The 23,322-nt window shown below is 60.8% G+C and carries 23 protein-coding genes; 10 read left to right on the plus strand and 13 right to left on the minus strand.

What is annotated here, in order from left to right:
- The first annotated feature begins 362 nt into the window (after positions 1-362).
- Positions 363-2,009 carry an amidohydrolase gene (locus Y707_RS0113990; protein ID WP_333782850.1) on the plus strand — a complete coding sequence of 549 codons (1,647 nt, stop codon included), beginning with the start codon at positions 363-365 and terminating at the stop codon, positions 2,007-2,009.
- Positions 2,010-2,151: 142 nt separating this feature from the next.
- Here Y707_RS0113990 and Y707_RS0114000 read toward each other — a convergent pair whose 3' ends face one another.
- The 4 genes from Y707_RS0114000 to Y707_RS30775 form a co-directional block, all read right to left on the minus strand.
- On the minus strand, positions 2,152-2,997 hold the full coding sequence (locus Y707_RS0114000) for an HpcH/HpaI aldolase/citrate lyase family protein (RefSeq protein WP_026535544.1): 846 nt from the start codon (positions 2,995-2,997) through the stop codon (positions 2,152-2,154).
- A gap of 52 nt (positions 2,998-3,049) precedes the next feature.
- Entirely contained in the window at positions 3,050-3,877 is an 828-nt protein-coding gene (locus tag Y707_RS26180) for an NAD(P)/FAD-dependent oxidoreductase (protein WP_051442025.1), read from the minus strand.
- A gap of 533 nt (positions 3,878-4,410) precedes the next feature.
- Positions 4,411-5,376 (minus strand): lantibiotic dehydratase C-terminal domain-containing protein, encoded by a 966-nt coding sequence (locus Y707_RS0114010; RefSeq protein ID WP_026535545.1) that lies wholly within the window; start codon positions 5,374-5,376, stop codon positions 4,411-4,413.
- Between the two features lie 76 nt (positions 5,377-5,452).
- Entirely contained in the window at positions 5,453-5,623 is a 171-nt protein-coding gene (locus Y707_RS30775; protein WP_155852994.1) for a hypothetical protein, read from the minus strand.
- A gap of 382 nt (positions 5,624-6,005) precedes the next feature.
- Here Y707_RS30775 and Y707_RS0114015 point away from each other — a divergent pair, with 382 nt between their 5' ends.
- Positions 6,006-6,980: a helix-turn-helix transcriptional regulator gene (locus Y707_RS0114015; RefSeq protein ID WP_026535546.1), complete on the plus strand. Its 975-nt coding sequence runs from the start codon at positions 6,006-6,008 to the stop codon at positions 6,978-6,980.
- A 31-nt stretch (positions 6,981-7,011) separates the two neighbouring features.
- On the opposite strand, the gene Y707_RS0114020 is transcribed toward Y707_RS0114015, so the two are convergent.
- The gene (locus tag Y707_RS0114020; protein WP_026535547.1) at positions 7,012-7,911 is read right to left on the minus strand and encodes an SDR family oxidoreductase; all 900 of its coding nucleotides are present in this window, start codon (positions 7,909-7,911) and stop codon (positions 7,012-7,014) included.
- A 307-nt stretch (positions 7,912-8,218) separates the two neighbouring features.
- On the opposite strand from Y707_RS0114020, the gene Y707_RS26185 reads away from it, so the two are divergent.
- The 3 genes from Y707_RS26185 (at position 8,219) to Y707_RS0114035 (ending at position 10,470) form a co-directional block, all read left to right on the plus strand.
- Entirely contained in the window at positions 8,219-8,530 is a 312-nt protein-coding gene (locus Y707_RS26185; protein ID WP_051442026.1) for a hypothetical protein, read from the plus strand.
- Positions 8,531-8,759: 229 nt separating this feature from the next.
- Positions 8,760-9,149, plus strand: a complete 390-nt coding sequence (locus Y707_RS0114030; RefSeq protein WP_051442027.1) for a hypothetical protein — start codon at positions 8,760-8,762, stop codon at positions 9,147-9,149.
- A 34-nt stretch (positions 9,150-9,183) separates the two neighbouring features.
- Positions 9,184-10,470 carry an aminotransferase-like domain-containing protein gene (locus tag Y707_RS0114035; RefSeq protein WP_035781803.1) on the plus strand — a complete coding sequence of 429 codons (1,287 nt, stop codon included), beginning with the start codon at positions 9,184-9,186 and terminating at the stop codon, positions 10,468-10,470.
- A 23-nt stretch (positions 10,471-10,493) separates the two neighbouring features.
- Here the strand turns inward: Y707_RS0114035 and Y707_RS0114040 are convergent, their stop codons facing one another.
- Positions 10,494-11,627 carry a histidinol-phosphate transaminase gene (locus Y707_RS0114040; protein ID WP_026535550.1) on the minus strand — a complete coding sequence of 378 codons (1,134 nt, stop codon included), beginning with the start codon at positions 11,625-11,627 and terminating at the stop codon, positions 10,494-10,496.
- A gap of 126 nt (positions 11,628-11,753) precedes the next feature.
- Between Y707_RS0114040 and Y707_RS0114045 the strand changes: the two genes are divergently transcribed.
- Positions 11,754-12,164, plus strand: a complete 411-nt coding sequence (locus Y707_RS0114045) for a phage holin family protein (RefSeq protein WP_026535551.1) — start codon at positions 11,754-11,756, stop codon at positions 12,162-12,164.
- Between the two features lie 27 nt (positions 12,165-12,191).
- On the opposite strand, the gene Y707_RS0114050 is transcribed toward Y707_RS0114045, so the two are convergent.
- Positions 12,192-13,553: a lipase family protein gene (locus Y707_RS0114050; RefSeq protein WP_026535552.1), complete on the minus strand. Its 1,362-nt coding sequence runs from the start codon at positions 13,551-13,553 to the stop codon at positions 12,192-12,194.
- On the minus strand, positions 13,550-13,849 hold the full coding sequence (locus Y707_RS0114055) for a WXG100 family type VII secretion target (RefSeq protein ID WP_026535553.1): 300 nt from the start codon (positions 13,847-13,849) through the stop codon (positions 13,550-13,552). The genes Y707_RS0114050 and Y707_RS0114055 overlap by 4 nt, the downstream gene beginning before the upstream one ends.
- A gap of 170 nt (positions 13,850-14,019) precedes the next feature.
- On the opposite strand from Y707_RS0114055, the gene purB reads away from it, so the two are divergent.
- Positions 14,020-15,441, plus strand: a complete 1,422-nt coding sequence (gene purB / locus Y707_RS0114060; protein ID WP_026535554.1) for an adenylosuccinate lyase — start codon at positions 14,020-14,022, stop codon at positions 15,439-15,441.
- A 16-nt stretch (positions 15,442-15,457) separates the two neighbouring features.
- Here the strand turns inward: purB and Y707_RS0114065 are convergent, their stop codons facing one another.
- Positions 15,458-15,733: a DUF2277 domain-containing protein gene (locus tag Y707_RS0114065; RefSeq protein ID WP_026535555.1), complete on the minus strand. Its 276-nt coding sequence runs from the start codon at positions 15,731-15,733 to the stop codon at positions 15,458-15,460.
- A 111-nt stretch (positions 15,734-15,844) separates the two neighbouring features.
- On the opposite strand from Y707_RS0114065, the gene Y707_RS26190 reads away from it, so the two are divergent.
- Positions 15,845-16,612, plus strand: coding sequence for a metal-dependent hydrolase (locus Y707_RS26190; RefSeq protein ID WP_051442028.1), 768 nt, complete (start codon positions 15,845-15,847; stop codon positions 16,610-16,612).
- A gap of 4 nt (positions 16,613-16,616) precedes the next feature.
- Here the strand turns inward: Y707_RS26190 and Y707_RS0114075 are convergent, their stop codons facing one another.
- The 3 genes from Y707_RS0114075 to Y707_RS0114085 are packed head-to-tail and all read right to left on the minus strand — an operon-like array spanning position 16,617 to position 19,909.
- Positions 16,617-17,534 (minus strand): carbohydrate ABC transporter permease, encoded by a 918-nt coding sequence (locus tag Y707_RS0114075; protein WP_026535556.1) that lies wholly within the window; start codon positions 17,532-17,534, stop codon positions 16,617-16,619.
- Positions 17,535-17,537: 3 nt separating this feature from the next.
- The gene (locus tag Y707_RS26195; protein ID WP_035781804.1) at positions 17,538-18,473 is read right to left on the minus strand and encodes a carbohydrate ABC transporter permease; all 936 of its coding nucleotides are present in this window, start codon (positions 18,471-18,473) and stop codon (positions 17,538-17,540) included.
- Positions 18,473-19,909: an ABC transporter substrate-binding protein gene (locus Y707_RS0114085; protein ID WP_253905181.1), complete on the minus strand. Its 1,437-nt coding sequence runs from the start codon at positions 19,907-19,909 to the stop codon at positions 18,473-18,475. The genes Y707_RS26195 and Y707_RS0114085 overlap by 1 nt, the downstream gene beginning before the upstream one ends.
- 87 nt (positions 19,910-19,996) lie before the next feature.
- Between Y707_RS0114085 and Y707_RS26200 the strand changes: the two genes are divergently transcribed.
- Positions 19,997-20,947, plus strand: coding sequence for a sugar-binding transcriptional regulator (locus Y707_RS26200; RefSeq protein ID WP_035781805.1), 951 nt, complete (start codon positions 19,997-19,999; stop codon positions 20,945-20,947).
- Positions 20,944-22,380, plus strand: coding sequence for a xylulokinase (gene xylB / locus Y707_RS0114095; RefSeq protein ID WP_026535558.1), 1,437 nt, complete (start codon positions 20,944-20,946; stop codon positions 22,378-22,380). The genes Y707_RS26200 and xylB overlap by 4 nt, the downstream gene beginning before the upstream one ends.
- Here the strand turns inward: xylB and Y707_RS0114100 are convergent.
- Positions 22,368-23,213, minus strand: a complete 846-nt coding sequence (locus Y707_RS0114100; protein WP_253905182.1) for a class I SAM-dependent methyltransferase — start codon at positions 23,211-23,213, stop codon at positions 22,368-22,370. The two genes, xylB and Y707_RS0114100, sit on opposite strands and share 13 nt — an antisense overlap.
- Between the last annotated feature and the right edge of the window lie 109 nt (positions 23,214-23,322).

Below are 23,322 nucleotides of genomic sequence, written 5' to 3' on the forward strand. Positions count from 1 at the left end.
ATGGCTCCCCCTCCCCGTTTCGAACTACACCCCCAATACTTCCCACATTGTGATGTGATTCACAGCCCTACTTGTGGGGGTACCCCACCGCCCTATATGGGGTATACCCACCACCGGATCCGCGCCAATGTCAAGAGTCCGCACAAGATTCCCTCAAGATCAGCTCAAACCATTGACGAAAACGACAGAGAGGTATATGCGCCGTCACTCGATTATCTGCTTGGATGCACCCGGACGGCGGGCACATTTCCGCTACTGCCGGGCTCCTGCGACGATGTACATTATGCCAACGGAAAGGTCTCCTCATGCCCGCTGCCGCTACTGAACAATCCAGCCAAAATAGTGGCTTTCAACTGGATCTTTTGCTGCACAACGCAAACGTGTTGACCATGGATCCGTGGCGGCCCAGGGCAACGAGTATCGGAGTGCTGGGCGGGCGGATCCTGGGCATGGATGACGACGTCGCCAGCCTCACCGCGCGGGAGGAAGTGGACTTGCGCGGCGCTTGTGTAACACCGGGGTTCATCGATGCGCATTGCCACACCACGTGGTTCGGCCTGGGGCTGGCAGAGGTCGACGTTTCCAAGGTCAGAGGCGTGGAGGCCATTTATTCGTTGCTCGCAGAGGCCGCGGCTATGGAGAGGGACGACGGCAGCGCCGACGGGTGGATCATGGCGACTGGTTTCAACCAAAAAGACCACTTCGGCGAGTTCCCCGACATCGCAAAACTGGACGCCGTCACGGCTGGACGACCACTGTTTATTCGACATACTTCGGGCCACATGGCGGTGGTCAACTCCGCTGCGCTGAGGCTGGCCGGTGCGGATATTGCAGGCTTCCCGGATCCCGACGGCGGTGTCATCGTCCGCGACGACGACGGCAACCCGACCGGGCTGGTGCAGGAGACGGCGCAGAATCTGATTCAGGACCTTATCCGGCCATATCCCCGGGACGCGATTGTCGCCGCACTCGAACGTGCAACCGCCCAGTATGCCCGCGAGGGGATCACCAGCTTCACGGAGGCCGGAATTGGAGGCGGCTGGATCGGACACAGCCCTGCCGAATTCAGCGCCTACTTCTTCGCCCAGCGGACAGGGCAGTTGCATGCGCGGGCACAGCTGATGCCAACCATCGACGTACTGCACTCGATCAACGCCGCCGAATCGGACGTCTTCGGAAATGGGCTCGACTTGGGGATCGCATCCGGCTTCGGCAACGACTATCTTTCACTTGGCCCGGTCAAAGTCTTCCTCGATGGTTCGCTGATCGGTGAGACTGCGGCAATGAGTGAGGACTACTGCAGCCATCCGGGCGCCGGGCGGGGCTACTTTCAAGCCGACCCGCTGGCCATGTGGGAACAGATCCTTGACGCCTACCGTTCCGGCTGGGCCATCGCCGCCCACGCCATCGGTGATCGCGCCGTCGGACTGGCCATCGATGTACTCACCGAATGCAGGGAGCGTTATGGTGCCCCGGTAGTACCAAACCGGATTGAACACTGCTCGCTGACCAGGCCCGACCAGATGAAACCCTTGGCGGATGCAGGGATCGCCGTCACGCCCCAGGCATCATTCTTCTTCTCGATGGGAGATCAGATCACCCGGGAACTCGGGGAAGAAAGGTCCAATTGGGCCTATCGCGCGCGGTCGTTTATCGACGCCGGCATCCGGATGGCTGGCTCGTCAGACCGGCCGGTTGCCGACGGGCAGCCGCTCCGGGGCATGCAGGCCTTCGTGGACCGGCAGACCGATTCCGGACAGACCTTTGGCGATCCAGGTGAATTCATCACGGCTGCGGAAGCCCTCGCCGCATACACCACTGTCGCCGCCGAGGCCACCGGACTGGCTGACTCCCGCGGCAGCATCACACCCGGAAAACTGGCCGATTTTGCCGTACTGGCAGAGGATCCAACGGATGTTCCCACCGACCGGATCTCGGGGATCGCAGTCCTCGCCACCATGGTCGGCGGAAAATTCACCCATAACGAGCTGCACGCCTTCCGGTCCTAGTGGGGATCTACCCTGCCAGCAAACCGGTGAAGAGCCCGTAGGCAACGGAAAGCGTCATCGCGACAATCGCCAGCCAGGCAATGGGCACACGGTATTTACGGATTAGCGTCATCATGATCCAGCCAGTCTAATCGCCGGTTCCCTAGCTGTTCCACAACCCGTAGGAATCTGCGAGATCGTTGATCTTCTGCGCCCGCGCCAGCCGGGGCAGATAGCTGCCGTCGCCTTCAATCTCTCCCGAGCTGTGCTTCTCCAGCAACTCATGGGCCCACTGCACCTCGCTGTGGCTTGGACTCAGTCCGTAGTTGATCGTTTCCGTCTGCTCCGTCTTCAGGCACAGCTTGCCAGTCATTCCCATTGAGGCCGTGACCGCGCAGGCCTTCCGCAGTCCCTCTTCGTCGGTTCCGAGCGTTGGGCCGTCAATGGGCCCGGGCAGCTCGCCGACACGGCTCGCGACAACAAGCTTTGCCCGGGCATAGGCCAGCGCCATCGGATCATCACTGGCGCCCGTGTCCCGGCGGAAATCGCCCACCCCGAAGGCCAGACGGAACGTACCGGGGGCCTTGGCAATCGCCGTCGCATTTTCAATTCCAATGGCCGATTCGATTAATGCAAGTACCGGTGTTCCGGCCCGAAGCCGCAGTGCAGTTTGGGAGACGTGTTCCGGCTTTTCCGTTTTTGCCAGCATCACTCCGCGCAATCCGGGGACCTGGGTCAGCGCTGAAAGGTCATCCGCCCAGAAGTCGGTATCGATGGCGTTGATCCGCACCCACGCGGTCAAACCTTCGCTAAGGGCTTTTACGACCCGGTCACGAGCGGCTTTCTTCTCGTCGGCCGGTACAGCATCCTCGATGTCGAAAATCACCGAGTCCGCTTCCGAGGCCAACGCAGCCGGGAAATTGGCGCCCTCCCCTGCTGACTCGAGCAGCCAGGAGCGTGACAGTTTGGCGGGAAGGGATGCGGCGCGTTGATTTCGTACTGAGTCCATGAAAAAACCATACGTGAGCCGAGGCGTCCTCCGGTAGGCGGGACGTGTGTTGTTAAGCGCCTTTGCCGCCGCGGTCCTCGTGTGACAACGAAAACACCACACCCATTCCGGCCAGGTGACCGGATCCGACGGAAAGATTCACCTGCTGCGGCGGCACAGTCTGGTCTCCTGCAGCAAACACCCCGGGTACGCTCGTCTGACCGAAATCATCCACCTCAAGGTGACCAGCGGCGGAGGTCTTGCATCCGAGGGAAGCAGCCAAGGCATCACGGGGCCCGAAGATAACTTCCGTCATGACCTTGTCCCAGTGTTCGGTTGTGCCGTCCTCGAACTCAACCGACAACTGTCCACCCTTATCCCGCACAGCCCTGATCGTCGCACTTTCCGCCCAACCCAAATCGTCGATCCAGTTCGGCAGGATAATTTGCATGTGCGCCAACCAGTCCGGAGTTCCGACCGCAAGGACGCTTTCATTCCGGGCCTCATATCCGTCGCAGAAAGGGCAGTGTATGACCTTCGTTCCCCATAAGTCGTCAATTCCCGGGACCGCCGACTTTTCGAATTCCATCCCCTGAGCAAGGACGGCCTTGCGTGTTTCCACACTGGAACCGTCAGCCAAAGTGACCGTGAATCCAGCTCTGCTGCGGGCGATGCCGACGACTTTGCCCTCCTGGATCAGGGCCGATGGGTACTGCTCCAGCTGCTTCCTGGCCTTCGGGTAGAGCTCTTCCGGATTGGCACCATCGTGCAGGAAGACTCCACCGCTGTGGCTAGTCCGGAGATTGTTCTGGCGGCCGGCGTCGATGACCATAATGCTTCGGCGGGCTCTGGCAAGCACCATGGCCGCGGCCAGTCCGCCGCTGCCTCCGCCCACAATCATGCAGTCCTTCAATGGTTGTCCCGAATCGTTGTCGACTTTTCCGCAAATAAATGGCTTCCCCAGTTGGAACCATCCTACGTGGCGGACTGCGACGGATTTCGAGGGGCTCCCGCCAATTACGCGGGATGTCCTGGTGCTTAAAAACGCTCTCCCCGCTGTTCCAGTGGAACGGCGGGGAGAGCGATGTGGTAGGTGATCACCCTACTGGGGGGAAGCAAGGCGATCACCGTCTATTGGTGATCGCTCCACTGGGGGGAGGGCGGAGCGATCACCGGCTTTTTTGGCGATCGCCCTGCTGGGGGGAAGCAAGGCGATCGCCGGCTTTGAGGTCAGATCAATCCATCAGCCCCAAACCTGCGCGGCCCAAGCTGCGTCCCGGACATAGTCCCTTGACGGTGCCAGATTGGATAAATCTCCATGGGGGGATAAGAATCCGAGGTTTCTCATCCGTTCGACAACGTCGACCGAGCATCCAAGTACTGCGCTTAGGTCTTGGGCGTCTGCGGTCCAGTTGACGTCTGCTTCAGTTGTCATCATCGACGCACTTCCACTAGTTGGGATTCTGTCTCTTTTGTCCATGTCCGTGCATAGAGACCAAGGGCGGCTTCCTCACGGGGAGTGAAGCCGAGCCGATTCAACATCATTTGCGCCTGGTGGAGCGTAAGGTGCTGCGCACTTCGGCTGGCTCGGGCTTTATCCGCCCGGTACAAGTAGTTATCGATAGAGCCGGACCAACGCCGCCGCCAAGTCTGCACCGCAGAATCCGATGCCGTTGCTGCCATCAGACAATGCATCGGTTGAACCTTGGTGGAGACTTGCTCCACCATGGCGGTACGTGCCCGGGGCCCGTTCTGCCCCAAGTCTGCGGTGCGCCATTTGAGGTGACTATCCCAGTAGTAATCCCAAGAGAGGCGACGTCGATCCGGCCACTGTCCCGAGCGCGGACCTCGCAACATAGCCCGCGCCGAGTCTGAAAGCAGCAGGGCCGCCAAAGCTGAACGGTTCTGTGACTTACTGAACCGCTGGTTGGCCCAAACTGCTAGATCTGAGGAAAGCTCAAAAACCTCTTGAGCCAGTTGTAGTGCTTCGACCCCTCCATACTTGGCCAGCTCCGCCTCATAACGGGCAGGAATTTCGCCGTTTGGAGTGCCTCTGTGATGGTGCCGGCTGATGCCGGCGACATATTGCTGTTCGATATCCAGATCGGCTATTCGGCTGTCCAGACGGTCCTGAAGTGCACCATGGAACCGCTGCAACCGTTCAAGCGTTGTGCGGCTTCCAAGGAATCGAACCTTGATGTGAGGACCCATTTGGTCCACACTCCGGTTGAAGAACCAACGGTCGGCACCAAGGACCCGTGCCTGTGCTGCCAGCGGGGCAACCAAATTACCTACGACGGCGTCCGCCACGGCCAGGTCCCCTGTGTAGACGGATACAGTCCACCAAAGTGGAGAACCAAGAGTTCCCGTACCCTCTCGCAGTGTGGCTACCTGGGTCATAGCGGCTTGCCTCCTCGGTTATTTGGCGGCCCACGCTGGCCGCCAGGTTCTAAAGTTGATTGTTCAAACCTTGCGACTAGTTCTTCCAGTCCCAAATGGCCGGCTGGTAGGTAGTCTTGGCTTGAACTTCAACGACTGCAGCTTCATCGACTAACGCCGTACTTGCAGCAACTGCCGGTCCTGATATTGACGCTGCCCCAGCAGCAATGAACAATACGGCGGTAAACCGCGCAACGCTCTTTGACATGAGATCTCCCCTACAGGTGGAACCTGATTTTCGCTAGTCCGGACTGTAGTGTCCGACAATTCAAGGATTGCTTGTGTCTATCGGGGTGTCCACCCATCCGGACACCAACATCAGGACATTGCCGCAAGCGGACTTACACCTGACCGGACATGGCCAAGCCAACCTCAAGAACCCGCCAAAATCCGCGGAATACCGGCCATTATTGGGAATAATGACCGGTTGCGCAGTTGACCATCGGCAGACGTCAGGTTAATGCCAAGTCAGGTTTTTACCGGCGGTATAGTTGCTGAAAACAATCTTTCACCTCCAGGGCGGTAGTGGGCCGCTCGATAAGGTGTCAGAGAATACAAGTCCAGAGACCTCAAGTAAGGAGAGCGTGCTGATGCTGGGGACCGTTCCATTTGAGCTCTATCAATTTGCTATCACGCAGCCGGGTTGGACCAAGACCGATGCATCCACCGCATTGGGATATACGATGCGCGAAATAGACAGCGCTGTTGAAGAGCTCATGGAACGCCGGTTACTCCAACGTCCCGCGGAAGGGCATGAGCGGTACGTCGCTATGTCTCCAGATGTCGCACTGTCCGAGTTGGTGGATGAAGACGAGCGGACTCTTCAGGATCTGCGAAGCGCCATCACGGCACGACGCCGGGAATTTTCCAGTTTGGTCCCGTTTTATCACGAGGCGCGCAAGAAACTCACCCTTGAGAACTCCGTCGAAGTGATCGAGGATCGAAAGGTCGTACGCCGCCTGCTCATCGACTATGGCCGAGATGTGACAGAGCAGGTCTTGATTGCTCAACCTGGCCAAGGATCGACGGCGGACGTTCACGAGGAAAGCGTGAAGAAGGATCTGGAACTTCTGGCCAAAGGCGTTGTTCGGAAGAACATCAGCCATGACAGTACCCGTGATCATATGCCGACCCGCAGGGCCGTTGCAGCGTTGGCGCCGGTTGGTGGCGAATACCGGACGCTTCCTCTGGTGCCACTTCGAATGATGGTGTTTGACCAAAAGCTGGTCATCGTTCAACGTCAGCTCGATGCTGACGACAACGCGGCCCTTGTTATTCGCGATTTGAATCTGATCCGAACCTTCGACAGGTTGTTTCATGTTGCCTGGGAGTTTGCCCAGCCATTTCCAGTAGAGGAGGAGGACCAGTCACCTACAAAACTGAACAACGTTCAACAATCCATATTGAAGGGTCTCGCCGCTGGCCATGGTGACGAGGCGATCGCCCGGCGGCTCGATATCAATGTTCGTACATGCAGGCGGCATATTGCGTGGATGCTCGAAGAACTGGGTGCCACCAGCAGGTTCCAGGCTGCAATCAAGGCGCGCGAGGTTGGCTGGATCTAGTCCAAAGACCCAGCCAGCTTTCCAGACTGCGCTAAGGAGTCGGCTGGCCGCCGTTCACGTTCAGCGTTTCGCCAACCACGTAGCTGGACTCCGGCGAGGCCAGGAAGACATATGCCGGGCCGAGCTCCGTCGGCTGGCCCGCACGCCCCAGTGGCGTTGATTTGCCGAACTGCGGAAGTTTCTCCTTTGGCTGACCGTCCGAAACCTGCAATGGTGTCCAGAACGGTCCCGGCGCCACAGTATTGACTCTGATTCCGCGCGGCGCCAGCTGCTGCGCCAGGCCCTTGCTGAAGTTATTAATCGCCGCCTTCGTGGTGGCGTAGTCGATTTTGTCCGGGGACGGCTTGTACGCCTGGATAGAGGTTGTATTGATGATGCTGGATCCGGCTTCCATATGAGGCAAGGCGGACTTTGTAATCCAGAACATGGCGTAGACGTTCGTCTTCATCGTCTCGTCGAACTGCTCGTCCGAGAGATCCTCGAGCCTCTCGCAGCTGATCTGCTTACCGGCATTATTAACCAGAATGTCCAGTCCGCCGAGACCTTCCACAGCCTTCGCGACCATCTCTTTTGCCTTTGACGCGTCGCTGATATCGCCGGGCAGGGCAACGGCCTTCCGGCCACTTTCTTCAATTATTTTCACGATGTCCCGGGCGTCCTCTTCCTCCACGGGCAAGTAGGAGAGAGCGACGTCGGCACTCTCCCTGGCGAAGGAAATGGCAACAGCGGCACCAATTCCGGAATCCGCACCGGTGATCAGCGCCCGGCGCCCCTCGAGCCGACCGGTTCCACGGTAGGAGTCCTGGCCCCGGTCCGTGTGGGGGTTCAGCCATTCATCCAGGCCGGGTTCCGGCTGGTCCTGTTCCTCCGGCGGACTGATGCTTGGGAACCGTTTTGTTGGGTCCTGGAACGTGTACTGGTCTTCAGCCATCTTGTTCTCCCATCGATCCTCGGTAATTCACACCGCCCTGACGACGGCAGAGACATTACAAAGCCTGCTTACGACATTACTGACGGCCGGGAGTGGTTTTCAAGGTCCTTCACCTCCTAGCACCACAAGACGATAAACAGAAGCGGCCACGCCACTGTCAGCGTATTCACAGCCTCGAACGATTGAGTTCGTGATCAAAGCGTTATACGGTTATGGCAAGGTCAAGCAGTGGCCGCTGGATGTCTGTAATTGGATGCCACGGACCGCTGATACCCGGGGTCCATGGTTACCGAAAAGAGGCTGGATCATGACGATTACCCGCAATGCACCCGTACATTCGCAAGCGCCGCTCGGGAGCACTTTGCACGACCCGCACGCCGACGCTGCAATCCACCCGTGGAGCCAGCACAAAAACTACGAGTTGGTAACAGCTCCGGCCTGCGCCCGTTGCAAGACGAGTTCCTACATCTACATTGAGGAATTCATTCCGCCGGAAATTAACGACGACGGCGAACTGACCAAATTGGGCGAAGCCAGCTATTTCTGCACACGCTGTGTTGAGTATGCCGCCCATGCGGTCCCGCCACTGTGGACCCCGGATGGGTATCACGCGGGCTAAGCTTCCCGACAGAGGGCGCCGGACGGATAACTCGGTCCGGCGCCCTTTTCGGTTACTCCCTGCCGTCACTGCAGCGGCAATGATCCTGTCGGCATGTGCCGGCGCCCCGGATAATGATTCGAATTCCATCAGTCCCTCCGATCCTCAAAAGACGTCACAGTCACCAACTGTCACGAGGGCTCCATCTATCTCCCCGACGCCAGAGCCTCAAACGGCCGTTCCGCTCACGGTGTATTACATAGCCCTCGACGACGGCGGGCAGACGGGGGAAGAGGTCGGTTGCGGTGACAGTCTGGTAGCCGCCTTCACAGAACCCGTGATCTTCAAGAATCAACTCAAAGCAACAATGGACCGCCTGCTTGCTGACGACAATATGCACCACGGCGGCTCAGGGCTATACAACGCTCTATACAAATCCGACCTGGGGTTTACAAACGGCAACTTCGCCGGCAGCACCGTAACTGTCAACCTCAAGGGGACGATTAGACAGTCAGGGGTCTGTGATGCGCCGAGGATCCAAGCGCAGCTAAGCCAAGCCGCGGAGACGGCCGTCGGGGCAGATTCTTCGGTTATCACCGTCAATGGAAAACCGCTGCGCGAGGTACTCTCAAGCCGCTGATCACCCTCGCTCCGGTGGGCGTTATCCTTGTCTGATGACTTCCCACGAAACAGTTAGCCCAGAGACGTTGCCGGCTGAAACCGAAGTGGCCCTCGAGCGTGCGTCCGCCTCGCACCACCACGAGCATCTGCTGTCCGCCAGGGCGGCGAATATCAAACAGTCGGCAGTGCGCGACGTCTTCGATGTCTCCATGCGGCCAGGTTTGGTGTCGCTGGCAGGAGGAAACCCCTACCTCAAGTCGCTGCCACTGGACCGGTTGGGGGAAACGGCGTCGAAAATCATCTCCGAGCACGGACTCCAAGCGCTGCAGTATGGCGGCGGCCAGGGAACCGAGGAGCTTCGCCGCCAGATCTGCGAAGTGATGGCGGCCGAGGGCATCACCGATGCTGTCCCCGAGAATGTCGTCATCACCGCCGGTTCACAGTCTGCCCAGGATGTCGCGGCGAAGATCTTCTGCAATCCGGGCGACGTCATATTGGTGGAAGATCCGACCTACGTGGGTGCGCTCAATACCTTCGAGGCCTATCAGGTGGACGCGCAAACAGTGCCCATGGACGAGGATGGGCTGATCCCGGAAGAACTGGAGCGCCGGATCGCCGAAGTCAGGGCCGACGGCGGAAACATCAAGATGCTCTACACCATCCCGAGCTTCAACAACCCCTCCGGCATCACGTTGGCCGCGGGGCGCAGGCAGCGCATTGTCGATATTTGCAAAGCCCACAAAATTCTCATCCTCGAGGACAATCCATACGGCCTTCTGAGGTTTGACGACGAAGTATTCCGGCCTTTGCGCGCGGACAACCCGGACGACGTCATCTACACCGGGTCATTCTCGAAAATCTTTGGTCCGGGTTTGCGGATCGGCTGGGCCCTGGTGCCGGCCCACCTGCAACGTAAGTTCTACCTGGCGGCCGAAGCGGTCATCCTGTGCCCGCCGACCTTGAACCAGATGCTGCTCTCCGCCTACTTCCGGGACTACGACTGGCGCGCCCAGATTGACACCTACCGCGCCCTGTACCGGGAACGCTGTGAGGCAATGCTCGAAGCCTTGGAGAAATACATGCCCGAGGGTGTCAGCTGGACGCGTCCCGCAGGCGGGTTCTTTGTCTGGGTGACGCTGCCCGATGGTGTCAACACGTATCCGCTGCTTCAAAAGGCGATTGACGCCGGAGTGGTGTTCATTCCCGGCGCAGCCTTCACACCGTCCGATGAGCCGAGCAACAATCTCCGGCTTGCTTTCAGCGCCGTCGGTGGCGATGACATTGCCGAAGGGGTGCGCCGTTTGGCGCCGGTCCTGCAGGAAGCCATCGACGCGCGGTAAGCACCGAGCGGGCGGGCCGGTGTTCAGGCGTTCTGCGGGAACGGCGGGCGCTTGGGATAGACCGCGCACAACTCCAGGAAACGGGTGTTGGCTTCCGGCTCACCGATACTTACCCGGATGCCCTCGTTGCCAAAGGCCCGCACGGACAGAGCCTGTTCTCCGGCAAGGGCCGCAAATTCCTGGGTGTTTTCACCCAGGTTCAACCAAACGAAATTGCCTTGTGCCTCGGGAACGTACCAGTCCAGTTCCTTCAAGCCACTGGTTACGCGGTCCCGCTCATCAACCAGGCTCTGGACACGTTCAAGTACCTGGTCGAAGTTCCGCAGCGAAGCGATTGCGGCGTGCTCGGCAACTGAAGAAACGCCGAAGGGCACCGCGCTGACGCGAAGATACTGGGTCAGCTCCGGATTGGAGACGGAATAACCGACCCGCAGGTTTGCCAGGCCGTGCGCCTTGGAGAAGGTCCGCAGGGAAATCACGTTGGGATACTTCTGATACATCTCGATACCGTTGACCACCTCGGGGTCACGGACGAATTCCTGGTAGGCCTCGTCAATGATGACGATGACGTCGGAAGGAACCTGACCGATGAACCACTCAACGTCCGTCTTGGTCAGGCTCGGGCCGGTTGGGTTATTCGGGGTGCAGAGCAGAACGATCTTCGTCCGTTCGTTGACCGCGGCAGCCATCGCCTCCAGATCATGCGTTCCGTCGTCCTTGACGGGAATCTGGACGCTGTTCGCTCCCGACAGGCCGACCGAGATGGGGTAGGCCTCGAAGGAGCGCCAGGGATAAACAACCTCGTCGGGCACGCCGTCGTCGTTCTGCCCGGCGAAAGTGGCCAGGATCTGGTTCAACGCGCCCAGACTGCCGGTTCCGGTGACGATGTCCTCCATCGGTACATCAAGGAACTCGGCCAGTTCGGCGCGCAGGGCATTGGCGACCGGATCGGGGTAACGGTTGACCGCCGTCGTATCCGCAATGGCTTCCAATACCGCCGGAATCGGCGGCAGCGGGTTTTCATTGGAGGACAGCTTGAAGCTCTCAAGCCCCTCGACGGCGACCGGTGGCTTACCTGCCGCATAGCGGGGAAGCTTACCTAGCACCCCCCGGGGCTGAACCTCAGCAGCGGTGGTGCGGTTCTGTAGTGAAGTCATACCCTCAGCTTAAGGGAGCAGGTGCCGGAGCAAGGAATCGCAAAAAAGACCAATCCGGCGGCGGGGTGCCCATGCGAAGCTGCGAATTCACTGCTGTTTCCCAGATCGGCGTGTCAGCATAGTGCTATGGGTATGTTCCTTGTCCGGGTACTGATCAATGCTCTGGCGCTGTGGGTGGCTAGTTGGATCCTGTCCGGCATTTCCATTTCAGCTTCCGAGGCCGAGGGCCTTGCACAAGGGAACGATACGGTCGCCCTTATTCTTGGCTACTTATTTATCGGCCTCATCTTTGGCTTGGTCAACTCACTGGTCAAACCCATTGTCAGCCTGTTGTCGTTGCCGCTCACCATCCTCACTCTCGGGTTGTTCACCATCGTCATCAATGCGGGGATGCTGATGCTCACCTCATGGTTGAGTTCCTTCACGCCGATTGAGTTCGGGGTTGACTCCTTTTTCTGGTCCGCCATTCTCGGTGCGATCATCATCAGCATCGTTTCGCTGATCGTTGGGGCCATCACTCCCGGTAAACGAAAGTAGCTGCACTCGATCATTCTGAGCGGTTCACTATCTGTTGCGTGGCACCGTGTAGTTCCGGCTGGCCGGGGGTTGTGGTTTGGGAGGCGATAGCGGTTGGCGTTCGAGACTGAACTTGTAAGACGAGACTTTGGCACCCCTTGGCGCGAAGGCGGCTATTCCTGCCACGGTGGTCGAAACTGATGGATGGTCGCTCACTTCGAGCAGTTCGGCCTTTGCGGAGTAGTTTGCCAGGGAATGCCGGTCCATCAGATATCCGGTGTCGGGGTCGTTCCTTGGATGCGTTTGGAATTCCACCGTTACATTGTTCTTCGTGTCCGGCGGAGGTCGAAAGTCCGCCTTCGTGACAATGTCGTCCTTCTGTTGGAGATTGAGTCCCTGAGTTCCCCCCGGCAACGGTATATCCCCGGCCGGCGAACCTGCGGTGACCACGTACTTCGTGTCGAATTTCGCAAGGAAGGCAGGATCGGCAGCTGTAGCCCGCGCGTGCAGTCCACCACCGCTGTAACCGATCAGCATCACCGGTGCTCCGGATGGTGCTCCCGTCTCTTCTAAAGCTTCCCTAAGAGCACGTGCCATGTGGGGTGATCCAGTCATGGCTGCCAGATTGCCGGTCAGGTCGAGTGGGTTATCCGTTTCCCAGGGACTCCACTCCTTAGTGCCCGGGATGGTGACGGCGTACCGGTCAGGCTCACCTTCGGTTTCGATGACCGCTACTTCGATGACGTTCTCGTTGCCGTCGCCGTCAACCCAGTTCATTCCGGTACGTTCCACCAAGCCGGAGAGGGAAGAGTCGTAGTTTGTCACTTCACGATTGCCGTCTTTGTCCGGAATGAGTGTGGTGGAGATCGGACGAGCGATAAAGCCGCCGCCGAAGATCATGCCTGTGATCATTAGTGCCGAGGCCGCTTCATCACCGAGATGGGACCAAGCGTCGCCTTCAGTGACAAACGGCAGCATGGTTCTGTTGCCCATGGCGTCATAGCCAGCCCTGGTGTGTAGCTCCCAGTTCCGTAACTTGATCGCGAGCGGCACTTCAGCATCGGCATAGTTTTTGTACGACGCACGGAGGTGGTCTGCCAAATTCTGAAACCTGGTCACATGGGCAGACGCCTCTCCTGCCGCGTTGGCCACCTGGATCTGGGCCGCGCTTGCCTCAGCACGAAGTTGCGGCTCGGCCGGGAACGTGGTTAATTGCCAGGCGCACTCGTTCAGTTCAGATTCCACCCTGCGAAGCTCGTCCGCCAACACCTCGAGCTCCTTCGCGCCGCGCAGTAATTCAGTCCAGGAGAACGAGATGCCTCCAACGCCGCCAGTGACTGTGTAGCCGTCAGGTAGTGGGCTGAAGAACCAGGAACGCTCCGGAATGGCGTCCTCGATACGCCATGTCATCCGCCCACACCGCTCGCCTCAGCGGCGGCCACTGCAGCAACACTGTCCGCCAACCGGCGCAGCGATGCCGCCGCATAGGAAATCTGCTCATGCAATTCAGTCATAGTCCGGCGATGTTCGTACAGGCACTGGCGAAAGGCCTGCCCGGCAGGCGACTCCCAATCAATGCCCTGAATCGATTGGATACGTCCGGTCAGCTCATCAACCCTTGTGGCACAGCCCCGCAACCGCTCTTCGATCAGGTAGTACGAGTAACCCGGGCCGCAGACTAATGGTCCCGCCCCTGTTGTATACATCCGGTCCGTCCTTCCGCCCTCTTGCCGTCGTCGCAATCCACGCTAGAGAGCCCACAACGCGTCCGCCATCACCTGCATCCGGGATGTGGACAACCTGGCACGGGCATGGGTGCTTGTGGAGGACAAGTAATGAACGACGACGCCTGGATGATCGTGGAAGAATGAGGGCCATGCCTGAAACACCTGTACGCAACCGTGTCGACCTGAGCACCATCACCCCTTCGATCGCCCTGGGGCCACTCGATGGCCGCTACAAGGGCGCGGTCGAAACGCTCGTAAACCACCTTTCCGAGGCCGCGCTCAACCGTGACCGGCTGGCTGTGGAGGTCGAGTGGTTTATCCACCTGACCGACAATTCGGTGCTTCCCGGTACGTCGCCGTTAAGCGCTGAACAGCAGCAAAAGCTGCGGGATCTGGTGACTCACTTCGACGCCGAATCCATTGCCGAACTCGGCGAAATTGAGCGCGTGACGGTCCACGACGTCAAGGCGATCGAATATTTCATCAAGCGCCGGCTGTCAATCGTTGGCTTGGACCAGCTGAGCGAACTCGTCCATTTCGGCTGCACCAGTGAGGACATCAATAACCTCTCCTACGCGCTTGGCATCAAGAGCGCTGTGGAGGAAGTGTGGCTCCCGGCAGCGCAAAAGCTGCTCGACGACGTCGTAGAACTTGCGGAAGCTACGCGGGAGATCCCGATGCTTTCGCGCACGCATGGCCAGCCCGCCACGCCCACGACGTTGGGCAAGGAACTCGCCGTCGTCGCCCACCGCCTGGGACGGCAACTCACACGGATCCGCGGCACCGAATACCTTGGAAAGATCAACGGCGCGACCGGAACTTACGGTGCGCACTACGCTTCGGTTCCGGAGGCGGACTGGCAGCAGGTGTCCCGGACCTTCGTGGAGGGGCTGGGGCTGACCTGGAACCCGCTGACCACGCAGATCGAATCCCACGACTGGCAGGCCGAGCTCTACGCCGACGTCGCACGGTTCAACCGTATCCTGCACAATTTCTGCACCGACGTGTGGAGCTACATTTCCATTGGCTACTTCGCGCAGGTGCCGGTGGCAGGGGCAACCGGCTCCTCAACCATGCCGCACAAGGTGAACCCGATCCGCTTTGAGAATGCCGAAGCGAACCTGGAGATCTCCTGCTCGTTGCTGGACACCCTCGGGGAGACGCTGATTACCAGTCGCTGGCAGCGCGACCTGACCGACTCCTCTTCACAACGGAATATCGGCGTCGCCTTCGGGCATTCCCTGCTGGCCATCTCCAACGTCCAGCGTGGATTGGCCGCCCTCGATGTTGCCAGCGACGTGCTCGCGCACGATCTGGACATGAACTGGGAGGTGCTCGGCGAGGCGATCCAGATGGTCATGCGCGCCGAAGCGATTGCCGGCGTCGAAGGCATGGACGAGCCGTACGAGCGGCTCAAGGAACTAACCCGCGGGCAGCGCGTCAATCAGGAACGGATGCAGGAGTTCGTCTCCGGCCTGGGGCTTTCCAGCGAGGCGCAGAACCGGCTGATGCGGCTGACCCCCGGCAGCTACACGGGCATCGCGGCAGAACTGGTCGACCACCTGAAGTAAGCGGGCCGGGCAGGTCTCAGACTGCTGCGCCGAACCGCTCAGCAGAACGTGCCTTGGCCTTCGCCGCCTCGACCTCCCGGTCCTTGGGCGGCGCCGTCGTCACCAAAGCATCAAGAAGGTGGTGCGTGGCATGGCTGATTTCGTGCACGGCCGTGTTGAACGCTTCTTCATTGGCCTTGGACGGTTTGGTGCTGCCGCTGATCTTGCGGACGTACTGCAGTGCAGCCGCCTCGACCTCGGCGCTCGTCGCAGCCGGCTCATAGTTGTGCAGCGTATGGATGTTCCGGCACATCGTGATGCCTCCTGGTAGATGTTTGCCTGCTTCCAGTGTGCACGCATGGAGGCGATGGCGGAAGGTCCAAAAATTGATCAGGCAAAACGACTAGTGACAGGAGGAGCCACCATGATGGGTGGACACCATGCCGCCTGCGGCGCCGCCGCCTGGGTGGCAGTGGCATCGACGGCTCCGTTTGCGCTGGGCTGGTATCCGGTCAGTCCGCTCGGGGTGCTTACCGGCGCTCTGGTGACGGCGGGTGCAGCTCTGCTCCCTGACCTGGACCACCGCAGCGGCACCATCGCCAATTCGCTACCCCCGTTAACCAGGGTCCTGGCCGGTTGGATCGAAACGATCAGCGGCGGTCACCGGCGCGGCACTCATTCGCTGCTGGGCGCGGCCGTGTTCATCCTGACGGCAATCTGGCTGGGGCTCGCCACGACCGACGTTCCCGAATTCGGAGATATCGCCGTCGGCGCCGGCATCCTGTCCGTGCTGCTGATGGGATTCGCGCTGAAGTCACTGAAGCTCGCGGGCGGCCCGGTGCAAAGCTGGCTGCTGGCACTCGGCCTGAGCTGTTTCATTGCCGTAAACGCGCCGCAGCAACACGACTGGCTGCCCATCGCCGTCGGGCTTGGAGTACTGGCCCATCTGGCCGGCGACCTGATCACCACGGGAGGGATCATGCTGCTGTGGCCTCTGCGGCTCAAGCGGCCCCGCCCCTTCGCCCGGGTTCCAGGTCTGCGCGAGATCTGGAAACCCGGCGGCTGCCTGGCTATTCCACTGCTCGGCGGTACCGGCTCGCGCCGGGAGTGGGCGTTGTTGGTTCCCGTGTCGCTCTACGCCATCTACGGTGTGACAGATGCCGGATTCAGATGGCTGGCCGGGCTCTTCTAGCGTTCTATTTCACCGCGCCCATGGACAGACCACGGACCAGCTGCTTCTGCGCGATCCAACCGGCGATGACCACCGGCAGCGAGGCCAGCACCGACGCGGCGGACAACTTGGCCAGGAACAGCCCCTCACTGGTCATGGTCGAGACAAGGAACACCGGCACGGTCGGGGCAGTGGCGGCCGTGAGGTTCAAGGCAAAGAAGAACTCATTCCAGGCGAAGATCACGCAGATCAGCGCGGTCGCGGCCAGACCGGGAGCCACCATAGGCATCAGCACTATCCGCAGCGTCTTCAGCAGGCCGGCGCCGTCCATCTCCGCCGCTTCCAGGACCTCGGCCGGAACTTCCTGGAAGAACGAGCGCATCATCCATACGGCGATGGGCAGGTTCATGGCGGTGTAGAGCACCACTAGCGTCCAGATGTTGTCCAGCGCGCCGATCTGCCCGGCGATCACGTAAATCGGCATGATCACGGCCACCACCGGGAGCATTTTGGTGGAGATAAAGAAGAACAGTACGTCCTTGGTCTTCTTGACCGGGCGGATGCTCAGGGCATAGGCGGCGGGAACGCCCAGCGCGATCACCAGCACGGTGGAGACGCCAGTGGCAATCATCGAGTTGGCGAAGTAGACGCCGGCACCGGAATCGAGCACCGCCCGGAACTGGTCCAGCGTTGGTTCGAAGAAGAATGACGGCGGGTTGGAGGCTGCGGCCGATTCCTGCTTGAACGCCGTCATCACCATCCAGAGCACCGGTGCGAAAAACAGCAGACCGACGATCCAGGTCAGCGCAGTCAGCAAAGAGGAGGACATCCGCCGTTTCGACGCCGGGGAGTGCGGCCGCGCTGGCTGGGTCGCCGTAGGCGGCGCAAGGGCGCCGCTGCGGGACGGATCGCCGGCGGCGGGGGTTTCGAGTTTGGTGGTCATTGCTTAGTCCTTTATGTCGAAGCTGCGGAAGAGGAGCCGCAGCGCGAAGACGGCGATGATGATGGTTCCGATCACTACGACGACGCCCATGGCTGCCGCCTGGCCGATGTCAAAGCCGAGGAACGCCCGCTGGTAGATGTAAAAAGGAAGGTTGGCGCTGGCCGTGCCTGGCCCGCCGGCGGTCATCAGGTAGATGTGGTCGAACGTGTTGACCACGTAGATCGCACCAAGCAGCAGGCCGAGCTCGATGTAGCGGCGCAGCTGGGGCAACGTCACGGAAGCGAACGTCTGCCACCAGCTTGCCCCGTCCATCTGGGCTGCCTCGAGTACGTCCTTAGGCTGTGCCTGGAGGCCGGCCAGCACCAGCAGCATCATGAACGGTGTCCATTGCCAGACCAAGGCGATCAGGATCGAGAACATCGGGAAGGTCGACGTCCACGCCACAGCAGGGATGCCAAAGAGCCCGATGAACCAGTTCACCAACCCATAGCTGGGATCGAGCATGGAGACCGCCCACAGCATCGCTCCGGCGACCGGCATGATCAAGAACGGCGTGATCATCAAGGTGCGGATGAAGCCCTGGCCGCGGAATTTCCGGTCCAGCAGCAGGGCGAAAACGATACCCAGCACCATGGCGGCCAGCACGCAGCCAACGGTGATGATGACGCTGTTCAGAGCCGCCCCGCGGAACGTTGAGTCGGTAAAGATATCAGCATAGTTTCCGAGTCCGACGAAAATGTTGCCATCCGGCCGCAGCAGGTTCCAGGAGCGCAGCGAGTACCAGAGGGTGACCAGGAACGGGATCTGGGTGACGACGACGACGAATATCACCGCCGGCAGCAACGGAGCCCGACGGCGCCAGCCCTCTGCCTTGCTTTGCTCACGGTGCGTCCGGAGCTGCTGCTGTTTGACGTTGTGCCGCTCGACGAGGGTGGCCATCAGTTTTCTCCTGCCTGGTAGGTTTCCGCCACCGTTTCGGCATACCGCTGGGATTGTTCCAGGGCCTCTTCGACGGTTTTCTGTCCCGCAATCGCAGCGGAGATTTGCTGTGCCACCCGGGTTCCCAGATCCTGGAATTCCGGTATCCCCACGAACTGCAGCCCGGTGTAAGGCACCGGTTTCGTCATCGAAGTCTCCTGCGAGGCACCGGCGATGGCCGAGAGCGTCGGCTCGGCATAGGCCTCGGAGACCTTTTCATATCCGGGGATCTCGTACGTGGACTGGCGGCTTCCGGGTGGCACGCGTGCCCAGCCGAATTCATTACCAACCAGCTTGATGTAGTCCTTGCTGGTCATCCAGGACATGAATTCCCAGGCTGCGTCCTTGTTTTCGCTGGTCTTGGGGATCGCCAGCGACCAGCTGTAGAGCCAACCGGCCGCCTCGGTCTTGTTCACCGGTGAGGCGGCGTAGGCTGTCTTGTCCGAAACGAGCGAAGATGCGGGGTCCTCGACGCTGGAAACCATCGACGTCGCGTCATACCACATGGCGGCATTGCCCTGACTGTACCGGGTCAGGCAGTCACCGAATCCGCTGGTGGCTGCGCCCGGCTGACCGTAGTTCTGGACAAGGTTCACGTAATCCGTGACGGCAGCTTCCACCTGAGGTGAATCGAGCCTGGCGTTCCAATCCATATCGAACCAACGGCCACCGTAAGTACTAATGACCGTATTCAACGGCGCCAGGTTCTCACCCCAGCCTGCCAGCCCGCGTAGGCAGATGCCGGCCACGCCGTTTTCCGGATCGTGCAGCTTCTTCGCCAGGCCCTGGATATCGTCCCAGGTCGGATCGGCCGGCATCGTCACGCCGGCCTTCTTGAACAAATCCTCCCGGTAGGCCACGAACGAGGATTCCCCATAGAACGGAACAGAGTAGAGGTCGTCCTCGTAACTGAGCGATTTCCGGATGTTCGGCAAAATGTCGTCCGGGTCGTAGCCCTCGGTCGTTTCCGCGTACTCCTGCAGGTTGGTGATCCAACCGTTTTCGGCCCACATCGGGGTTTCGTAGTTGGAAATCATGACGACGTCGAACTCCCCGCCACCGGTCGCAACAGAGGCGGTGATCTTCGCCCGGGCTTCATTTTCCGGCAGCGAAACGAATTGGACGTCGATATTGGGATGCTCTGCCCGGAACTTGTCCTGCAAGGCGATGGCGTCCTGCATCTGCGGGTTCGAGACGATCGCCACCACGATCTGGGTTTTGCCCTCACCAGCACCAATCGCGCCTGCTCCGGCGCAACCGGTCAGCACGAGCGATGCCGCGATCAGACCGGCAAAGAAGGTGCGGCGCCGTCCGCGCCGCCTCGGGGCTTCCGGGGCAACTTCATTCTTGTGTCGGAACATTGCTGTCCTTGTCATTTGCTCAGTTGAGAATTTCATGCATGCTCATTTGTTATGTGACTCTAGTCATATAAGCTCGTTTGAGCAAGAGCAAACGCTCACCCGTTGTCAGGAGTGGATAAAAAAGTGCCGGAACAGACCCATGAGCAGTTTCTGGCCAAAATTGGGCGGGAGCATTTTCTGGACGGCAAGTCCAAGGTGGAAATTGCCAACACCTACGGAATCTCCCGGTTCCACGTCGCACGGTTGTTGGAGGAAGCCCGCGAGGTCGGCATCGTCAAGATCGAAGTCAGCACACCGGGAGCGGCAGCACCGCTCGATACCGAATTGATCAAGAAGGAACTCGGCCTCACCCGGCTCATCACGACAGCCGGCTCGGCGGACTCCGCACGGAACCGGGAAGTGATGGCACAGGCTGCAGCCGCGGAATTGTCCGTCCGGGCCCGGGCCGGCATGACAGTCGGCATCTCCTGGTCCCGGACACTCGCCACCACCGCCCGGTTCGTCACCAAACTCCCCAAGTGCGAGATCGTCCAACTCGCGGGCGCCCTCCCCCTGTCCGGCAGCGGGCATTCGTTCGAAGTGATTCACCGGCTCGGCGGCCTCTCCGGCGGAAATACCTGGCCCCTGTTTGCCCCACTGGTGGTCGACGACGCCGCCACGGCGGCCGGATTGCGCCGGCAACCGGAGATTGCGCATGCCTTGGAGAAGGCGGACACTCTGGACCTTGCCGTCATCGCTATCGGTGCCTGGAAACCAAACTATTCCACTGTCTGGGAACGCGTGGGCAACACCGACCGGAGGGCGGGAACCGCCGCCGGTGCAGTCGCAGAATGTTCCGGCAGACTGATTGACGCGGACGGCCAAGCGGTTCTTACTGCGATGGACGAACGGATCATTGCCGTCACGGTGGAACAGCTGCGCGCCACACCGGAGGTCATCGCCGTCGCTCCCGGCGCCGAACGCGCCGCGGCCGTTATCGCCGCCTGCAAGGCAAACATCATCACCACGCTGATCGCCGATGAGTCGCTGGTAGCCGCACTTTCCGCCGCTCTCACGAAGGAAGCACACCTATGAACACCGACACCGTCGCCGGAATCGATTCCTCCACCCAGTCCTGCAAAGTCCTCACCGTCGATATGGACACGGGGGAAATCCAAAGTTCAGGTACGGCACCACACCCCGACGGCACTTCCATCGATCCGCGGCTCTGGACCGACGCGCTCACTCAGGCTTGGAAACAGGCAGGCGGCGCGGGAGCCGGAAACCTGGTCGGAGCCAGCGTTTCCGCCCAGCAGCACGGCATGGTTGCCCTGGACGCCAACAATGAACCTGTGCACGACGCGCTGCTGTGGAACGACACCCGCAGCGCCACGGAAGCGGCCGAAATGCGGGCCGATCTCGGCAACGCAACCTGGATCGACTCGGTGAACGTCATCCCCGTCGCGTCCTTCACGCTCACCAAACTCGCTTGGCTGGCGCGGAACCGGCCCGAACTGGCGGCGAAAGTCGAGCGCGTGGTGCTGCCGCACGATTGGCTGAACCACCAGTTGACCGGCCGTTTTTTCACCGACCGGAGTGACGCCTCCGGCACCGCCTACTTCTCCGCCGTCGCCAATGAGTACCGGCCGGAACTGCTGGAGCGGTATTTCGGCAGCGTGCCCGAGCTCCCGCCGGTGATTGGATCGTCCGACGCCGGTGGGAACCTGCTGCCTCAGTGGTCCGCCGGTGCCGGAATCGTCGGAGCCGGCACCGGGGATAACGCGGGAGCCGCCCTGGGACTGGGAATTGTCCCCGGCGAGGTGGTCATTTCCGTCGGAACCTCAGGCACGGTGTTCGCCTCCGCCTCGGAACCCGTCAGCGACTCCAGCGGCGCGGTGGCGGGATTCGCCGACGCGACCGGGCAGCACCTGCCCCTGCTGGCGATGATTAATTCGGCGCGGGTGTTGACGGCGGCCGCTGGAATGCTCGACGTCGGACTCCCGCGGCTGGATGAATTGGCACTGGCGGGAGCCCCCGACGCCGACGGGTTGACGCTGTTCCCGTACCTTGACGGCGAGCGCACACCCAACCTGCCGGATGCCCATGGGACTTTGACCGGATTGCGGCGGGCGAACATGACGCCGGAGAATCTGGCCCGGGCGAGCGTGCTGGGCGTATTGAACTCGCTTGCCGACGCCCTGGACCTGTTGACTGCCCACGGGGTTCCGGTCCGGAAAGTGCTGCTGATCGGCGGCGGATCGAAATCAAGGGCACTGCAGCAAGCCGCCGCGGCGATGCTGCGCGTTCCCGTGGAGGTTCCGGTGGCCGGCGAGTACGTTGCGCTCGGAGCTGCCCGCCAGGCGGCCTGGGCGGCCACGGGGGAGTTTCCGCAGTGGACGCGGAAGATCGACTCATCCTTCGAACCCGGCGGCTCCGGAGGTTCCGGCAAGTCAGCTGGTTCAGGCGACTGGGCGCTGGACGTGCGTGCCCGCTATGTCGAGGCCCGACAGCAGGTCTACGGAGTCTGAGCCCCGTTACGGTTGCCCAGGACGGCGAAGTAACCGGGAATGCGTTCGGGCTTTCCAGCCGGTGACATGGGAACGGTTTCAATCGACGTCGCACCGTCTTCGCACAGTACCCATTGACCGGCGTCGAAGGCTGCTTCCCGTTCGGGTCTGCCGAAGTGTCCCGGCCGGGGCAGATTCGCAATCGCCCGCTCCAGCGGAGCCGGTATGTTGCCTGGGACTGCTCCCAAGTGCGCCATGTACTGCAGCCCATTTCCCTGGAAATCCGTCTCCGCGAGGAACACCCGTCCCCGCCCGCCGACGACGGGGTGCAGGTTGGCGGCCAGCGCCGCCCGCGCCCGCCGGTCCAGGACATGAAAGACGCCGCGGACAAAAACGTTCGCCTCGCCGAACTCTGCCCGGAGGGCCGCTCCGGAACCGTCGGCCGTACAGTCAAGGACCCGGTATGTCACGTTCGACACTTCGGACGATTCATTTTGAGCGCGTTCGACGGCGTGGGCGGACACGTCGACTCCGACGGCCTGCGGGAAATACCGCGCAAGGGACCTGGTGAAGCTTCCGTGGCCACAGCCGACGTCGATAATCGGCAGCCCGGGATCCAGGTGATGCCGCAGCCGTTCCAGATAGCCGTTCAGCTCGCGCTCGTCTCCGGCGTCCCAAAGCACGTCGCCGCCGGCACCGGTGGCTTCCACCCCTGCCCAATACTGGTTCCAGGCGACATGGGGGTCCTTCGGCACCTTGGCGGAAAGCCGGAGGACGCGCGGAAGGAGCAGAAGTTTGTTGATCAGTGACGACACCCGTCCAATATAGACGTCCGCCGGCCCGGAAAGGACCATCCGTTAATCGTTTCCGGTGCCCGGCTTGCGCAAGTAGCCGCGGCGGCCGAGCATTCCTGTCATCCCGTCCGCAGTTACCGGCGGGCTGAAATACCGCCCCTGGCCATAG

The organism is Arthrobacter sp. H14 (assembly GCF_000520495.1).
Lineage (GTDB): Bacteria > Actinomycetota > Actinomycetes > Actinomycetales > Micrococcaceae > Arthrobacter_C.

Coding starts and splice junctions, on each gene's coding strand:
- Y707_RS0114000 (WP_026535544.1), bottom strand. CDS start 2,997: ATGGACTCAGTACGAAATCAACGCGCCGCATCCCTTCCCGCCAAACTG.
- Y707_RS26180 (WP_051442025.1), bottom strand. CDS start 3,877: ATGATTGTGGGCGGAGGCAGCGGCGGACTGGCCGCGGCCATGGTGCTT.
- Y707_RS26185 (WP_051442026.1), top strand. CDS start 8,219: ATGACGATTACCCGCAATGCACCCGTACATTCGCAAGCGCCGCTCGGG.
- Y707_RS26195 (WP_035781804.1), bottom strand. CDS start 18,473: ATGGCCACCCTCGTCGAGCGGCACAACGTCAAACAGCAGCAGCTCCGG.
- Y707_RS0114100 (WP_253905182.1), bottom strand. CDS start 23,213: ATGGTCCTTTCCGGGCCGGCGGACGTCTATATTGGACGGGTGTCGTCA.
- Y707_RS0114055 (WP_026535553.1), bottom strand. CDS start 13,849: ATGTATACAACAGGGGCGGGACCATTAGTCTGCGGCCCGGGTTACTCG.
- Y707_RS30775 (WP_155852994.1), bottom strand. CDS start 5,623: ATGTCAAAGAGCGTTGCGCGGTTTACCGCCGTATTGTTCATTGCTGCT.
- Y707_RS0114040 (WP_026535550.1), bottom strand. CDS start 11,627: ATGACTTCACTACAGAACCGCACCACCGCTGCTGAGGTTCAGCCCCGG.
- Y707_RS0114085 (WP_253905181.1), bottom strand. CDS start 19,909: ATGAAATTCTCAACTGAGCAAATGACAAGGACAGCAATGTTCCGACAC.
- Y707_RS0114075 (WP_026535556.1), bottom strand. CDS start 17,534: ATGACCACCAAACTCGAAACCCCCGCCGCCGGCGATCCGTCCCGCAGC.
- Y707_RS0114045 (WP_026535551.1), top strand. CDS start 11,754: ATGGGTATGTTCCTTGTCCGGGTACTGATCAATGCTCTGGCGCTGTGG.
- Y707_RS0114015 (WP_026535546.1), top strand. CDS start 6,006: ATGCTGGGGACCGTTCCATTTGAGCTCTATCAATTTGCTATCACGCAG.
- Y707_RS0114050 (WP_026535552.1), bottom strand. CDS start 13,553: ATGACATGGCGTATCGAGGACGCCATTCCGGAGCGTTCCTGGTTCTTC.
- xylB (WP_026535558.1), top strand. CDS start 20,944: ATGAACACCGACACCGTCGCCGGAATCGATTCCTCCACCCAGTCCTGC.
- Y707_RS0114035 (WP_035781803.1), top strand. CDS start 9,184: ATGACTTCCCACGAAACAGTTAGCCCAGAGACGTTGCCGGCTGAAACC.
- Y707_RS26190 (WP_051442028.1), top strand. CDS start 15,845: ATGATGGGTGGACACCATGCCGCCTGCGGCGCCGCCGCCTGGGTGGCA.
- Y707_RS0114010 (WP_026535545.1), bottom strand. CDS start 5,376: ATGACCCAGGTAGCCACACTGCGAGAGGGTACGGGAACTCTTGGTTCT.
- Y707_RS0114065 (WP_026535555.1), bottom strand. CDS start 15,733: ATGTGCCGGAACATCCATACGCTGCACAACTATGAGCCGGCTGCGACG.
- purB (WP_026535554.1), top strand. CDS start 14,020: ATGCCTGAAACACCTGTACGCAACCGTGTCGACCTGAGCACCATCACC.
- Y707_RS0114020 (WP_026535547.1), bottom strand. CDS start 7,911: ATGGCTGAAGACCAGTACACGTTCCAGGACCCAACAAAACGGTTCCCA.